A 13,586-nucleotide genomic window follows, 5' to 3' on the forward strand; every position below is an offset into this window, starting at 1 on the left:
GGGTTATCCTTTAATACCGTAATGGCGCAGCATAGCATCCAGCTGCGGCTCACGGCCACGGAAGCGTTTGAACAGTTCCATCGGCTCTTCCGAACCGCCGCGCGACAGGATGTTGTCGAGGAAGGATTTACCGGTTTCGGCGTTGAAAATCCCCTCTTCCTCAAAGCGCGAATAGGCATCGGCCGACAGCACTTCCGCCCACAGGTAGCTGTAGTAACCCGCCGCGTAACCACCAGCGAAGATATGGCTGAAAGCATGCGGGAAACGGCCCCAGCTTGGTGAAGGGACCACCGCCACCATTTTTTTCACTTCCGCCAAGGTTGGCAGGATCTGTGCGCCTTTGTCCGGGCTGTATTCGGCGTGCATGCGGAAGTCGAACAGGCCGAACTCCAACTGACGCAGAATAAACAGCGCCGCCTGGTAGTTTTTGGCTGCCAGCAGCTTATCGAGCATCTCTTTTGGCAACGGCTCGCCACTTTGATAGTGGCCGGAAATAAACGCCAGTGCTTCCGGCTCCCAACACCAGTTTTCCATAAACTGGCTTGGCAGTTCGACCGCATCCCATGGCACACCGCTGATGCCGGCAACGCCGGCGGTGTCGATCTGGGTCAGCATATGGTGCAGACCGTGACCGAACTCGTGGAACAGCGTGGTCACTTCGTTATGGGTGAACAGCGCCGGCTTGTCGCCCAGCGGGCGGTTGAAGTTACAGGTCAGGTAGGCGACCGGCTTTTGCAGCTCGCCGTTAGCCTTGCGCAGGCTGCCGACGCAGTCGTCCATCCACGCCCCGCCGCGCTTGTTTTCACGCGCATACAGGTCAAGGTAGAAGCTGCCGCGCAGTTCGCCGTTGGCGTCGAACAGATCAAAGAAGCGCACCTCTGGATGCCAGGTATCGACATCCTTGCGCTCTTTGGCCGTGATGCCGTAAATGCGTTTGACCACTTCGAACAGACCTTCCACTACCCGCTGTTCCGGGAAGTACGGGCGCAGTTGCTCGTCGCTGATCGAGAACAGGTGTTGTTTCTGTTTTTCGCCGTAATAGGTAATGTCCCAGGCTTCCAGCTCATCCACACCGTAATGCTGTTTGGCGAAGGCGCGCAGCTGTGCCAGCTCCTGCTCGGCCTGCGGACGGGCACGCTTGGCCAGATCGCTGAGGAAACCGAGCACCTGCTCCGGGTTTTCCGCCATTTTGGTCGCCAGCGATTTGTCGGCATAGCTGTCAAAGCCCAGCAGTTGGGCCAATTCGTGGCGCAACGCCAGCGTTTCTGCCATCACTTCGCTGTTGTCCCACTTACCGGCATTTGGCCCCTGGTCGGAGGCGCGGGTAGCGAAGGCGCGATACATTTCTTCACGCAGTGCGCGGTTGTCGCCGTAGGTCAGTACCGGCAAATAGCTCGGCATATCCAGCGTCAGCAGCCAGCCGTCCTGCTCTTTAGCCTGTGCCATCGCCTGAGCCTGAGCCAGCGCGCTTTCCGGCAGGCCGCTCAGCTCGGCTTCATTGGTGATCAGCTTGCTCCAGCCCATGGTGGCATCGAGCACGTTGTTGCTGTAGGTAGAGCCCAGTTCGGACAGACGCGCGACGATTTCGCCGTAGCGACGCTGTTTTTCCGGCGACAGGCCGATGCCCGACAATTCAAAATCACGCAGCGCATTTTCTACCGACTTGCGCTGTGGCGCGGTCAGCTTTTCGAACCCGGCCCCTTCTTTCAGGCTGCGGTAAGCCTGGTACAAGCCTTCGTGTTGCCCTACCCAGGTGCCGTATTCAGACAGCAACGGCAGCGCCTGCTCATAGGCAGCGCGCAGTTCCGGGCTGTTTTTTACCGAGTTTAAATGCCCCACCGGCGACCAGATGCGCGACAGGCGATCGTCCGACTCCGCCAGCGGCTGACACAGGTTATCCCAGGTGAACGGCCCCGGCTGCGCGACAACGCGCTCTACCGCAGCGCGGCAATCGGCCAACGCGGATTGCACCGCAGGCACGATATCTTCAGGGCGAATGGCGGAAAACGGTGGCAGGGAAAACGGGGTCAGCAACGGATTTGTCATAGGGCAGTCCTGATTAGCGTTGGGGCCCGCCGCAGCGGGCAGGCCTTAAAATGCGTATGAATATCTAACATGGAGCCAAGCAGCAGGAAAATCAATGGCCGGGAATGTTATTTCACTCATTCTTAACCGACGGGGGGACCGGATGGGCGGATATGTCCTTTCCTTTGCGTCCATACGGCCAGGCAAATATCCCTGCCAGGATCCCCCGCAGGAAAAAGCAAAAATGTGACGTAATACAATAAACCTGACAAAATCCTGTTTTACAAAACAAAAAAGACCTCTATATATAGCCTCTTATATTTTATTAAGAAAATAAATTGACAGTCATTATTTTAGATAATTATTACATACACTCGATGAATGAAAAGGATTTAATATGACATGGACTTATGAAGTTATGACGAGAAAGTTTTCTTTGAATGGAGAGTTAAAATTCTATGCGCTGTACGCTGGCGCTGTAGGCTACCAAAACAATACCAAATTTGAATATTTGAAAGACAAAGGTCCATTGCCAAGGGGAAGGGACAAAATTGGAGCACCTTACACTTCCGTCAATACGGGTAAATATACCCTTCCCCTTACCCCAACAAGTACCGCTAACATGTGTAATCGCGATACATTTAAAATCCATGGTGATAGCCTCAAAAACCCAGGAAGGGCATCAAAAGGATGCATAATCACCAACCCGAAATACAGAGAAAAAATATGGAAGAGTGGTGATAGGGAGTTAATTGTAAAATGAGAAAATTTTTCGCCATCTCAACCTTTTTATGCTCCTCTTCAGTTATTGCCATTGAGAGTAACCCTTGTGTTATTGTTGGCTCATCAGTAGACGTTCCGATATTCAATGCAATGATTAATGAAATGGGAGTTAAGAGAGAATCAATAGTGGCAAAAAAAACCAAGTTGGAACTGCTCGAAAACAAACCTGTAAATAAACTATTGGCTATGCAAATGGCTAAAAGTGACGAGAAAAAACTCTCTTTCGTTAAGTATAAAGACCTTATTTCCATTTACCAGAATGATAACCCAAGGAACCTTATCATAAAATATACATACGAAAATACAGACGGAAAGCATAATGTTTTTATTGGTTCTGCCATAGTCAATAACAATGAGTGTTCCGTTGGTTTTAACGGGTATATTGTCGTTGAACGTGAGTTTTAAAAAACCATTCAGTTACATCGACTATCACGGAACTTATTTTTACTCTGGACATGCGCATCTGACATCGGTTTAACGCACTCTTTCTTTAAAGCTTCGCCTATCACCTTGGCCTGGCGATCACCCTCGCCACGCTTATTCTTTCAGGCCAACCATGGCTACCCACTCGGCAAAAACCAAAAGGCCTTATGGATTAGCTGCAGGCTTAAACCTGACCGTCATGCGCTGGTCTTTTATCGGTTTGCTGGACGCAAAGCGCCATTGACTGACGGCGGCAAGAATCTCCCGATCAAACGCCGCCTCAGGATGCTCCTCAATGACCCTTAGATTTTGCACCTTACCGCCCCTATCTATGTCGTAACACAGCACTATGTATCCCCCATCGGCAACATTTCCCCCAGCAGATGCGGACAAATGACGTGGCGTCTGGCCATGGCTGTCAATTTCGCACCCTGTCGGCGTTGCAGCCTGCACCTGAAGAGCCAACAAGCCAAACAGCACCCCACACCATCCCTTTATCGCCAGCTTGATTAGCACGTCTTTTTCTCCTGTACCTGATAATGACGGATCTGGTCGGCCAATTTCGCCAGATGCCCATCGTCGGCACGCGCAGCATCGTGGGAAGACAGGTAACCTTCGTAGCGTTCGAAGAACTTCGTCGATTTCGACTCAATCGGCTGCCACTGCTCCAGCGCGGCGGTACCGTGCATCGGGATCAGCTTGGCATGCAGGTGATCGACACCAAAACCCTCGAACACCATGCCGCAGCGCCCCACGTCGTCAAACGCCCGGTCAAGCAACTGCGCCACCCGCTTGGTCGCCAGCATCAGCGCGCTCAGCACCTCGTCCGCTACGGCAAACGCATAGCTGGGATGGTGCGCCTTGGGGATCACCACGCTGAACCCTTCGGTATTTGGATAGATGGACAGGAACGCCATGTGGCTGTCGTCTTCCCAAATTTTATGGCACGGCACCCGGCCTGCCACCATTTCACAAAATATGCAGCTCATCACGCCTCCTGAATGCAGCGACGAGCCCCCCGGCCCGCCGCAAAAAGCCTTTCAGCAACATAGCGGATATTTTGCCCTTTGACTGCTATAGCTATGCATTTCCTGCCCAAATCGCAGGACGTCGCTGGTGCCAGGGCGCAGCTCGCTCCAGTTGGCCAGCCAGTTGCAGCAGCAAATCTTCACGGCCAAAACCGGCAACAAATTGCATGCCTATCGGCAGGTTTTGCTGCGGATCCTGCGCCAACGGCACCGACATCGCCGGCACGCCCGCCACGTTAAATACCGGCGTAAACGGCGAGTGATCGAATAAATGCGCCGTCCATTCCAGGCCGCTCATACCCGCAGTCCCGGTGCCGTAACGGCCAAGCCGCCAGGGCAAGTCGGGCAGGGTCGGGGTCAGCAGCAGGTCGTACTGCTGAAAATAGGTCGCGACGGCGCGAGTCACCCGGTTACGCACCTCAAGGGCCGTGACCATATCCACCGCCCTGGCAGCCAAACCGTAGCGGTAACAGGCCAGCGTTTCCGGCTCCAGCGTTTCGGCTGATACCGGCCGCCCGGTCGCCTGACTCAAACCATCTACCCAACCGACCAGATTAGCGCACCAGATTTGCGCATTGGCGAACACCAGCTCCTGCCAACTAACGCCGATCGCCATGTCAGCTTCGCTCACCTGATGGCCCAACTCACTTAGCAGCACGGCAGTTTCGGCCGTGGCCTGGGCAATCTGCGGATCGGTTTTCCCGCCGTTCCACGCCTGAGTCATCATGCCGATACGCAGACGGCCGGGTTCTGACGTGACCTGTGACAGCCATGTCTGGGCCGGGGGGACGGTGTAATAGGGTTCGCCGGGATGTGGGTGCTGCAGGGCATCCAGCAAGGCCGCGCTGTCGCGTACCGAACGGCTTAGCCCCAGTTGGACGCCAAAACCGTTAAACACTTCGTCCATCGCCGGGCCATGTGATACCCGGCCACGCGTCGGTTTGAGGCCGAACAGCCCATTCGACGCGGCAGGTACGCGGATAGATCCGGCGGCATCAGTGGCATGAGCGATAGGCACGATCCCGGCAGCCACCGCCGCACCGGCTCCGCCACTGGAACCGCCTGCGCTGAAATCCGGGTTCCAGGGATTGCGTGTCGGGCCGTAAAGCACCGCTTCGGTGGTGGTGCTGAACGCCATTTCCGGCGTGGTGGTGCGACCAAAGGTGACCAACCCGGCGCGACGAATATTGCTCATCAGATAACTGTCTGCCGTCGCAATATTGCCCTGCGCCAATCGACTCCCCAGTTCCAGACGCTTACCTGCCATGCTGATGGCGATATCCTTAATCAGGAAAGGTACGCCTGACAGCGGGCCCTCACCCTGCGGTAGCGGCTGAGTCCAATGTTCCACCACCGCATTAATCGCCGGGTTCACCGCCTCAACTGCGGCCTGCGCCGTCTGTTGCAGCTCCTGCGCACTGACTTCGCCGCCCTGTAGCAGTTCGGCCAACCCCAGTGCATCGTAGCCAACGTATTCGCTCAGTTTCATCGTTTCGTCCTTATCCGTTAGGGTATCGTCGGCTTTTCCGACGTCCGTTCCACGGTAGGAGGATTAACGCTATAGTTGAAATTGATAGATTCAATACGAGGAATAGTTATCAACAATTTAAAGCGGATCGATCTCAATTTGCTGGTTACGCTGGAAGCGCTGCTCAGCGAACGTAACGTCACGCGGGCGGCGGCACGCCTTAACCTGAGCCAACCTTCGGTCAGTATCCAGCTCGCCAAACTGCGCGAGATTTACCACGATCCCCTGCTGCTGCCCGGCCCACGCGGCATGCTGCCCACGGCGCGTGCACTCGGCCTGTTGACGCCACTGCGCCAGACACTGGCCGATCTCGGCCGTTTGGTAGCGCCGGAACACCCCTTTGATCCGCTCCAGGCCGAAATGACCTGGCAGTTGGCCGCCGCCGACGCGGCTGAATATGCCATTCTGCTGCCGATGCTGCCCAAACTGCGGCTGGCGGCACCCCATTCCCGTCTGGCGATCCGCGAAGCGTCGCCCACAACCATGAGTCGCGATCTGGCCGATGGCGTGATCGACCTGGGTTTTCTGGCCCGTGAAGAAGCGCCTGCCGGGCTACGTCACCGCCAGTTGTTCCACGAGAATTACCTGCTGGTGGGTCGTCATGACCATCCGTTATTGCAGACCCCGCCCTCGCTGGAGCAGTTCTGCCAGCTTGAATTTGTCATGGTCTCACAGGACGGTGGCGGTTTTCGTACCCTGACCGACACGCTGCTGGAGGCGCAGGGGTTGGCACGGCGGGTAGTGATGTCGCTGCCGCACTTCCTGTTCATCCCCGCGCTGCTGGCAAAATCCGATCTGGTGGCCATGCTGCCTTCGCGCATGCTGGGGGAACTATTGGGCAGTCTGCGTACCTGCCCGGTGCCGCTGGCACTGCCAGGCTATGACATGGTGATGGTCTGGCATGAACGATCGCACCTCGATCCGGCCCAGAGCTGGTTGCGCGAGCAGGTGGTTGCCGCCCTGGAGTCACCAGCGGCGTAACTAGAGGACATCGACCAGCTCAAACTCTTCAAATACCAGCCACATTTGCGGCGAAAAAGTGCCTTCTCGGGTAAAAAACGCCTGATGTCCCTCACGCCAGAAGGCCAGGCTCTTATCCCCCTCACCTTCCCGCGCGGCCATTTCGGTGGTAACGTCACAGTAACGAGTCAGCTTCAGTGAAAGCGTTCTGATGACACAGGCGGGTTCACCCCGGCCATTAAGGATCACGTTATAATCCCCAACCATCGGTGATTTCTCTTGTTGATAGGCGACATAAGAACCACAGGTTGCGGTTTTGTCGCCGTCGAGCACCCGTTGCAGCAGCTCGTCCGCCAGCGCCGGGCTGTCGCCGAATTGCCAGCGCGATGCGCCGGGATACTTAGCCAGAATAGCCGACTCGGTCATTGTCCTGCTCCTTGATAGAGGGTCTGCGGTAACGCATTCCGGTTTTTCCCGCCCAGACAGTTTATACTGTGCAGAATATAAGCCTTTATACCCTAAATAATTCGAGTTGCAGGAAGGCGGCAACTGAGCGAGTCCCGATGAGCTTACTCAGGTAAGTGATTCGGGTGAGTAAAGGCGGCCAACACACCTGCCACTTGAAGAATGACGGGGATATTCTGTTCAGCACGCTCCGTCGGGAGCACAAGGAATTACCACAAGCCATGTTAAGTTACCGCCACAGTTTCCACGCCGGCAACCACGCCGACGTGCTCAAGCACACCGTTCAGAGCCTGATCATTGAATCGCTGAAAGAAAAAGACAAACCTTTCCTGTACCTGGATACCCACTCCGGCGCAGGGCGCTATCAGCTGAGCGGTGAGCACGCCGAACGCACCGGGGAATACCTGGAAGGCATAGGTCTGCTGTGGCAACGTGACGATCTGCCGGAAGAACTGGCGGCCTACATGAGTGTAGTGCACCACTTTAACCGTACCGAAAAGCTGCGCTACTACCCTGGCTCACCGCTGATTGCCCGCCAATTACTGCGCCCACAGGATAAAATCCACCTGACCGAACTGCACCCGAGCGACTTCCCACTGCTGCGCGGCGAGTTCCAGAAGGACGAACGCGCCAAGGTGCAACGCGCCGATGGCTACCAACAGTTGAAATCCCAGCTGCCGCCACTGTCACGCCGTGGGCTGATCCTGATGGACCCGCCGTACGAGATGAAAACCGATTACCAGGACGTGATCAAAGGCCTGCAGGAAGGCCACAAGCGCTTTGCCACCGGCACTTACGCGCTATGGTATCCGGTGGTGATGCGCCAGCAGATCAAACGTATGCTGAAAGAACTGGAAGCCACCGGCATCCGCAATATTCTGCAGATCGAACTGGCGGTAAAACCCGACAGCGACCAACGCGGCATGACCGCCTCGGGCATGATCGTGATTAATCCGCCGTGGAAGCTGGAACAACAGATGAAAAACGTGCTGCCATGGCTGCACAAAATATTGGTGCCGTCGGGCCATGGTCACCACTTGGTGAACTGGGTGGTGCCGGAATAAGCATCCGGGGCGCGGCCTGCCGCGCCTTTATACCCTATAGCTTTCAAGTTGCAGCTAGGCGGCCAACTCGCTCATCCCCAGGCGCTTACTTAAGTAAGTAACTGAGGTGAGCGAGTGCAGATAACAACGCTGCAACTTGAAAGATGACAGGTATACCCCACCTATCGCAACCATCGACGCAACCTTTGCGACAAACCTGCATCAGGCGTTAAACTCTTACGCTCTTCGATTCACACAATTCATGGAAATCCCAGATGACCAGACATTACGATTATCTAGCAATTGGCGGCGGCAGCGGCGGCATCGCATCAATCAACCGGGCAGCCATGTATGGCCAGAAATGCGCGCTGATTGAAGCTAAAGAACTGGGCGGCACCTGCGTCAACGTGGGTTGTGTACCGAAAAAAGTTATGTGGCACGCGGCGCAAATCGCCGAGGCCATTCACCAGTACGGCCCGGATTACGGTTTCGATACCACCGTCAACGCGTTTGACTGGAAAAAGCTGGTGGCGAACCGCACCGCTTATATCGACCGCATCCATAATTCCTACGACAACGTGCTGGGTAAAAACAAAGTCGACGTGATCAAAGGCTTTGCGCGCTTTATCGACGCTAACACGGTGGAAGTGAACGGTGAGAAAATCACCGCCGATCATATTCTGATCGCTACCGGCGGACGCCCAAGCCACCCAGACATTCCGGGCGCAGAATACGGCATCGACTCCGACGGCTTCTTCGAACTGGACGCCATGCCAAAACGCGTTGCGGTAGTGGGCGCGGGCTACATCGCGGTGGAAATCGCCGGCGTGATGAACGCACTGGGTGCCGAGACGCACCTGTTCGTGCGTAAACACGCGCCGCTGCGCAGCTTCGATCCGATGATTGTCGAAACCCTGGTAGAAGTGATGAACACCGAAGGGCCAAGCCTGCACACCGAATCGGTGCCGAAGGCCATCGTTAAAAACGCCGACGGCAGCCTGACGCTGCAGTTGGAAAACGGCAAGGAATTCACCGTCGACAGCCTGGTGTGGGCGATCGGCCGTGAACCGGCGACCGATAACCTGAACCTGGCCGTTACCGGGGTGAAAACCAACGAAAAAGGCTATATCGACGTCGATAAATACCAGAACACCAACGTAAAAGGCATTTACGCGGTGGGCGACAACACCGGTGCCGTTGAACTGACCCCGGTTGCCGTGGCCGCAGGCCGCCGTCTGTCCGAGCGTTTGTTTAACAACAAACCGGAAGAACACCTGGATTACAGCAACATCGCCACCGTGGTATTCAGCCACCCGCCAATCGGCACTATCGGCCTGACCGAGCCGGAAGCAATCGAGAAATTCGGTGTGGACAGCGTGAAAGTGTATAAATCTTCCTTCACCGCCATGTACAGCGCCGTGACGCAGCACCGCCAGCCGTGCCGCATGAAGCTGGTGTGCGTGGGTAAAGAAGAGAAGATTGTTGGCCTGCACGGCATTGGCTTCGGCATGGACGAAATCCTGCAGGGCTTCGCCGTGGCGATTAAAATGGGCGCCACCAAAAAAGACTTCGACAACACCGTCGCGATCCACCCGACCGCTGCTGAAGAGTTTGTCACCATGCGCTAAGCGCAAAAATCAGAACAAACCAAGGCCAGGGTAACCCCTGGCCTTTTCTTTTCGTGCTCTTTACCATTCCCTTCAACACAAACTTTTATTTTCTGCCATTATTTTGCCTGATCAATGGGCGGAGCTCATGTAAGCATCCGCGACACTGGAGAACCCCGATGCTGTTCAAGCTATTTAAAAACATCACCTTGGCATTTTTTGCGTTGATGGTCGTCCAATCCAGCGCGCTGAGTTTTACTCTGGAAGTCTCGGGCAACATCCAAAACACCACCGACCCGGTAAAGAAAAGCTATCTGTTTACCGATAAACAACTGTTAGCGATGCCGGTGAGCAGCATCACCACCTCAACCTCCTGGACGCCGCAAAGAAAGTTCGAAGGGATTGCCGTGGCGGACATTTTGGCGCGTGTCGGGGCCAAGGGCAGCACGCTGACGTTTTATGCGCTGAACGATTATTACATCGACGTGCCGCTGTCCGACGTCGAGAAATACAATATGATTTTGGCCTACAAGATGGACGGCGAAATGCTGAAGATCCGAAACTTCGGCCCGCTGTTTTTGGTTTATCCCAGGGATGCCGCAGGGCCTGAGTTGAATTCCCCGCTCTACAACTCACGCTTTATCTGGCAAGTGGACAGGATAGTGATCAAATGAAGCTCACAGGGTTTAAAAGCAACAGCAGGCTGGCGATCCCGGCTATTTTTGCCGCACTGTTTTTGGTTGCCTCTACGGTGACGCTGTATTACTACAGCGCAACCCTGTCAAAAAAGGGGTTGTACGCTATCGCCGGCACCCAGGAAAATTACTCCTGGTCGATCGCCAAGTTCTCCATCAAGCTGGCTGAGTTTGAGACGCTGGTCGAACAGCTGAAAAATGCGCCACAGGTGGACGCCGAGGATCTGCGGCTTAAATTTGAAATCCTTTATTCTCGCTTTTACGTGCTGGAAACGGTGTCCGAATCCACCCAGCCACTGTATGCCGAACCGGGTTATCCCGAGGTGGTCACGCATATGCGTGAGAAAATGGATCAGATCGATCATTTGCTCAGCAGCCCAAAGATTGATTTCTCGCTTATTTCGCAGGCCATGAGGCAAATCAAGCCCTATGCGATTGAGATGGCCAACCTGACCGATCACGCCGAAGTGAAGCAGCGCACCGCCGCCTACGAAGACTATATCGAAAAACGACACATCATTTTTTATGGTCTGGTGATCGTGATGTTCTCGGTGATCGCGCTGATCGCCATCACCCTGATTGTACTGCGCCAGCAACGCCTGACCATTCTGCAGCAGGCCAAAGCGATTGAGGCAGAAAAAGCCACCCGCACCAAAAATGCTTTCCTGGGGGCCATTGGTCACGAACTGCGCACCTCGCTGCAGAGCATCATGTCTGCCATTGATGTGCTGGTGAATACCAAGGTGTCGGCCGAACATGCGGACACCTTCCAACGACTGGAAATCGCCGCGCAGCAAATTGAAAGCCAGATGAAAGATCTGACCGATTTCGCTCATCTGGACAGCGGAATGATGGAGCTGCGCATCGCGCCCTTCGACGTCCAGCGACTGGTCGAGGAAACGGCGAATGAAATCAATACGCTGAGTCACAAAGAACAGGTGACGCTGTTGTGTGAAGTAGAGTGCGGCCATCTGCAGATACATTCCGACCCACTGCGCATCAGGCAGATTATCGTCAACCTGCTGACCAACGCGTTCAAATATACCGAAAGCGGCACCATCACGCTGTATAGCAGCCTGCGGCGTCAGCCTAGCGGTAATTCATTGATTATTGAGGTCACTGATACCGGTATCGGTATCGAAAAGGAGATGCTCGACCAGATATTCCAGCCCTTCACCCAGCTTGATCAGTCGCATACCCGGCAGTATGGCGGCGTCGGCATGGGACTGGCGATTGTGCACGGACTGGTCACGCTGCTCGACGGCAGCATTACCGTCTACAGTGAGCTCAAAAAAGGCAGCACCTTTATCGTCAGTATTCCGGTTGAAGTCAGCAACGAAGAACAGCTGGACGAAATACCTCACCACCACCAGGGCCTGCTGCAAAAACAGCAGCATATTTTGGTGGTTGATGACAACAAATCGGTGAGTGACGCCTTCGCGGCGCTGCTGGACAAGCTCGGCTATCAACATGAACTGTGCAATTCATCGGAACGAGCGCTGCAAAAGCTGCTCCGCCGCCCTTATGACGCATTACTGCTGGATCTGCAAATGCCCGGCATTGACGGTGCCGCGCTGGCTAAACAATTACGCAGCCAACGTGGCCCCAACCGCGGAATTCCTATCGTGGGGATCAGCGCTTATACCCCGGAACAGCTGTCTGCCGAACAGCGGGCGCTGTTCGACAATTACTTGATGAAACCGGTCAGGCTGGATGCATTGTCTTCCGCACTGGCTTCACTGCTGGCCGCTAGAGATTAAAACAGCGCAACAGTGCGGCTTCAATCACATGGAGCCGTACTGGTTTTTCATAAGGACCCAGTACGTCATAGTCGCGCATCGCTCTGGCGATTTCAGATTCGCGCTGATCGGTCCCTAACTGGCCGGTGAGTACCAGAACCGGCGCATCCGGGTTATCCGAGCCGCGGATGGCGGCAATACATTGGTCTGCCGTTTCCTGACCAATCAACCAGTCGACCACATAACCATCGAACAGGCTCTGCTGCAACGCCAGGTTAAAACTGCTGACATCATAAAATGCCACCGCATGAAAACCGCGGCTGTTCAGGTATTTGGTCAGCTCATCGGCCGCCTGGTGTGAATCATCGAGTACCGCAATGCTCAGGCGCTCATCTTCGACGGCGGCTGAGCGTAGCTCTATCAGCTCCACGCAAAAACGTTGCCCCAGCGGCGCATCATCCGCACGATAAAGGCACCATTGCCCCGCCTGTTGCAACGCGACATATTCCGACGAACGCCCGCCAACCAGCTCATGACCGATATAAGCCACACAGGCCAGCTCCACGCCACCCACATAAAAGATGGCATCTCGCACCATAGTTTGCGCAGAGATGTCATTTTCAGTGCCGGTGTCCACGATCGCGGCAGGCGTTTCCCCTAATGCCGCAGCGACGTTGTTAATTTGCTCCAGAGTCCAGGGGCTTTGCCCCTTCAGCTTACGATGCGCATGCGAAAAACTCAGATCCAGAATGCGGCTGAGCTCTTTGGCATGCTGACGCTTACCAATCCCATAATGTACAAACAGTTCCCTGACCCGGTTTGCTATCGACTGTGAATCGAATTTCTGGTGATTGTTATCCATTTTTTCCTTCGATTTTTTTTGCTGTTTTTTCAGTCGTTTTCATACGTGCCGTGCAAAAAAGCGATCCAAAACTGGTATATGGTACAATGTATAACCTAAACATTGCTTGACATACCACATTATATAGTCAAACATGGTATCAGAAGAGACACACAGCAACACCACAATAAAAATATAACAATAGTAAGATCGCATCACCAATAATCATAATGACACCAGGGAAAGCTCGTTTCAGTTACGACGTGAGAGAATGTATGCAATAGATCCTCGTCGTAATTTGGGCCGTAGCGCTAATATGTTTTACCCCACTTTGAACCGGGATCCGCAAGGGTCCCGGTTTTTTTATTGCCGCTTTAACCCCCACCGCGTGCTGCATCATAGGTGATCCCTGCCGTTAAAAATGCAAAAAAATAGGGCCAGCAAGCTGG

13 protein-coding genes are annotated in these 13,586 nt (G+C 54.6%); 7 read left to right on the top strand and 6 right to left on the bottom strand.

What is annotated here, in order from left to right:
- Nucleotides 1-3 precede the first annotated feature (3 nt).
- Complete coding sequence (prlC, locus tag OCH02_RS18890) at nt 4-2,046, bottom strand: oligopeptidase A (protein WP_261432512.1); 2,043 nt, start codon at nt 2,044-2,046, stop codon at nt 4-6.
- Nucleotides 2,047-2,422: 376 nt separating this feature from the next.
- Here prlC and OCH02_RS18895 point away from each other — a divergent pair, with 376 nt between their 5' ends.
- Nucleotides 2,423-2,788, top strand: coding sequence for a DUF2778 domain-containing protein (locus OCH02_RS18895; RefSeq protein WP_261432513.1), 366 nt, complete (start codon nt 2,423-2,425; stop codon nt 2,786-2,788).
- On the top strand, nt 2,785-3,213 hold the full coding sequence (locus tag OCH02_RS18900) for a hypothetical protein (RefSeq protein WP_261432514.1): 429 nt from the start codon (nt 2,785-2,787) through the stop codon (nt 3,211-3,213). Before OCH02_RS18895 ends, OCH02_RS18900 begins: the two co-directional genes overlap by 4 nt.
- A 183-nt stretch (nt 3,214-3,396) precedes the next feature.
- Here the strand turns inward: OCH02_RS18900 and OCH02_RS18905 are convergent, their stop codons facing one another.
- The 3 genes from OCH02_RS18905 to OCH02_RS18915 form a co-directional block, all read right to left on the bottom strand.
- Nucleotides 3,397-3,747, bottom strand: a complete 351-nt coding sequence (locus OCH02_RS18905) for a TonB family protein (RefSeq protein WP_261432515.1) — start codon at nt 3,745-3,747, stop codon at nt 3,397-3,399.
- Nucleotides 3,741-4,220 (bottom strand): HIT family protein, encoded by a 480-nt coding sequence (locus tag OCH02_RS18910; protein ID WP_261432516.1) that lies wholly within the window; start codon nt 4,218-4,220, stop codon nt 3,741-3,743. The genes OCH02_RS18905 and OCH02_RS18910 overlap by 7 nt, the downstream gene beginning before the upstream one ends.
- Nucleotides 4,221-4,311: 91 nt before the next feature.
- Nucleotides 4,312-5,748 carry an amidase gene (locus OCH02_RS18915; RefSeq protein ID WP_261432517.1) on the bottom strand — a complete coding sequence of 479 codons (1,437 nt, stop codon included), beginning with the start codon at nt 5,746-5,748 and terminating at the stop codon, nt 4,312-4,314.
- Nucleotides 5,749-5,856: 108 nt separating this feature from the next.
- Between OCH02_RS18915 and OCH02_RS18920 the strand changes: the two genes are divergently transcribed.
- The gene (locus OCH02_RS18920) at nt 5,857-6,768 is read left to right on the top strand and encodes a LysR family transcriptional regulator (RefSeq protein WP_261432548.1); all 912 of its coding nucleotides are present in this window, start codon (nt 5,857-5,859) and stop codon (nt 6,766-6,768) included.
- On the opposite strand, the gene OCH02_RS18925 is transcribed toward OCH02_RS18920, so the two are convergent.
- Nucleotides 6,769-7,173 (bottom strand): ASCH domain-containing protein, encoded by a 405-nt coding sequence (locus OCH02_RS18925; protein WP_261432518.1) that lies wholly within the window; start codon nt 7,171-7,173, stop codon nt 6,769-6,771.
- Between the two features lie 260 nt (nt 7,174-7,433).
- Between OCH02_RS18925 and OCH02_RS18930 the strand changes: the two genes are divergently transcribed.
- From OCH02_RS18930 to OCH02_RS18945, 4 genes are all read left to right on the top strand, one after another.
- Entirely contained in the window at nt 7,434-8,276 is an 843-nt protein-coding gene (locus OCH02_RS18930; RefSeq protein WP_261432519.1) for a 23S rRNA (adenine(2030)-N(6))-methyltransferase RlmJ, read from the top strand.
- A gap of 254 nt (nt 8,277-8,530) precedes the next feature.
- On the top strand, nt 8,531-9,883 hold the full coding sequence (gorA, locus tag OCH02_RS18935) for a glutathione-disulfide reductase (RefSeq protein WP_261432520.1): 1,353 nt from the start codon (nt 8,531-8,533) through the stop codon (nt 9,881-9,883).
- 158 nt (nt 9,884-10,041) lie between these two features.
- On the top strand, nt 10,042-10,536 hold the full coding sequence (locus tag OCH02_RS18940; protein ID WP_261432521.1) for a molybdopterin-dependent oxidoreductase: 495 nt from the start codon (nt 10,042-10,044) through the stop codon (nt 10,534-10,536).
- A complete protein-coding gene (locus OCH02_RS18945; protein ID WP_261432522.1) occupies nt 10,533-12,317 on the top strand; it encodes a hybrid sensor histidine kinase/response regulator in 1,785 nt (594 codons plus the stop codon). The genes OCH02_RS18940 and OCH02_RS18945 overlap by 4 nt, the downstream gene beginning before the upstream one ends.
- Here the strand turns inward: OCH02_RS18945 and OCH02_RS18950 are convergent.
- Entirely contained in the window at nt 12,307-13,158 is an 852-nt protein-coding gene (locus OCH02_RS18950; protein WP_261432524.1) for a helix-turn-helix domain-containing protein, read from the bottom strand. The genes OCH02_RS18945 and OCH02_RS18950 overlap by 11 nt on opposite strands.
- Nucleotides 13,159-13,586 lie beyond the last annotated feature (428 nt).

It is taken from the genome of Serratia quinivorans, assembly GCF_946227985.1.
GTDB lineage: Bacteria > Pseudomonadota > Gammaproteobacteria > Enterobacterales > Enterobacteriaceae > Serratia > Serratia quinivorans_A.

Coding starts and splice junctions, on each gene's coding strand:
- prlC (WP_261432512.1), bottom strand. CDS start 2,046: ATGACAAATCCGTTGCTGACCCCGTTTTCCCTGCCACCGTTTTCCGCC.
- OCH02_RS18895 (WP_261432513.1), top strand. CDS start 2,423: ATGACATGGACTTATGAAGTTATGACGAGAAAGTTTTCTTTGAATGGA.
- OCH02_RS18900 (WP_261432514.1), top strand. CDS start 2,785: ATGAGAAAATTTTTCGCCATCTCAACCTTTTTATGCTCCTCTTCAGTT.
- OCH02_RS18910 (WP_261432516.1), bottom strand. CDS start 4,220: ATGAGCTGCATATTTTGTGAAATGGTGGCAGGCCGGGTGCCGTGCCAT.
- OCH02_RS18915 (WP_261432517.1), bottom strand. CDS start 5,748: ATGAAACTGAGCGAATACGTTGGCTACGATGCACTGGGGTTGGCCGAA.
- OCH02_RS18925 (WP_261432518.1), bottom strand. CDS start 7,173: ATGACCGAGTCGGCTATTCTGGCTAAGTATCCCGGCGCATCGCGCTGG.
- OCH02_RS18930 (WP_261432519.1), top strand. CDS start 7,434: ATGTTAAGTTACCGCCACAGTTTCCACGCCGGCAACCACGCCGACGTG.
- gorA (WP_261432520.1), top strand. CDS start 8,531: ATGACCAGACATTACGATTATCTAGCAATTGGCGGCGGCAGCGGCGGC.
- OCH02_RS18940 (WP_261432521.1), top strand. CDS start 10,042: ATGCTGTTCAAGCTATTTAAAAACATCACCTTGGCATTTTTTGCGTTG.
- OCH02_RS18945 (WP_261432522.1), top strand. CDS start 10,533: ATGAAGCTCACAGGGTTTAAAAGCAACAGCAGGCTGGCGATCCCGGCT.
- OCH02_RS18950 (WP_261432524.1), bottom strand. CDS start 13,158: ATGGATAACAATCACCAGAAATTCGATTCACAGTCGATAGCAAACCGG.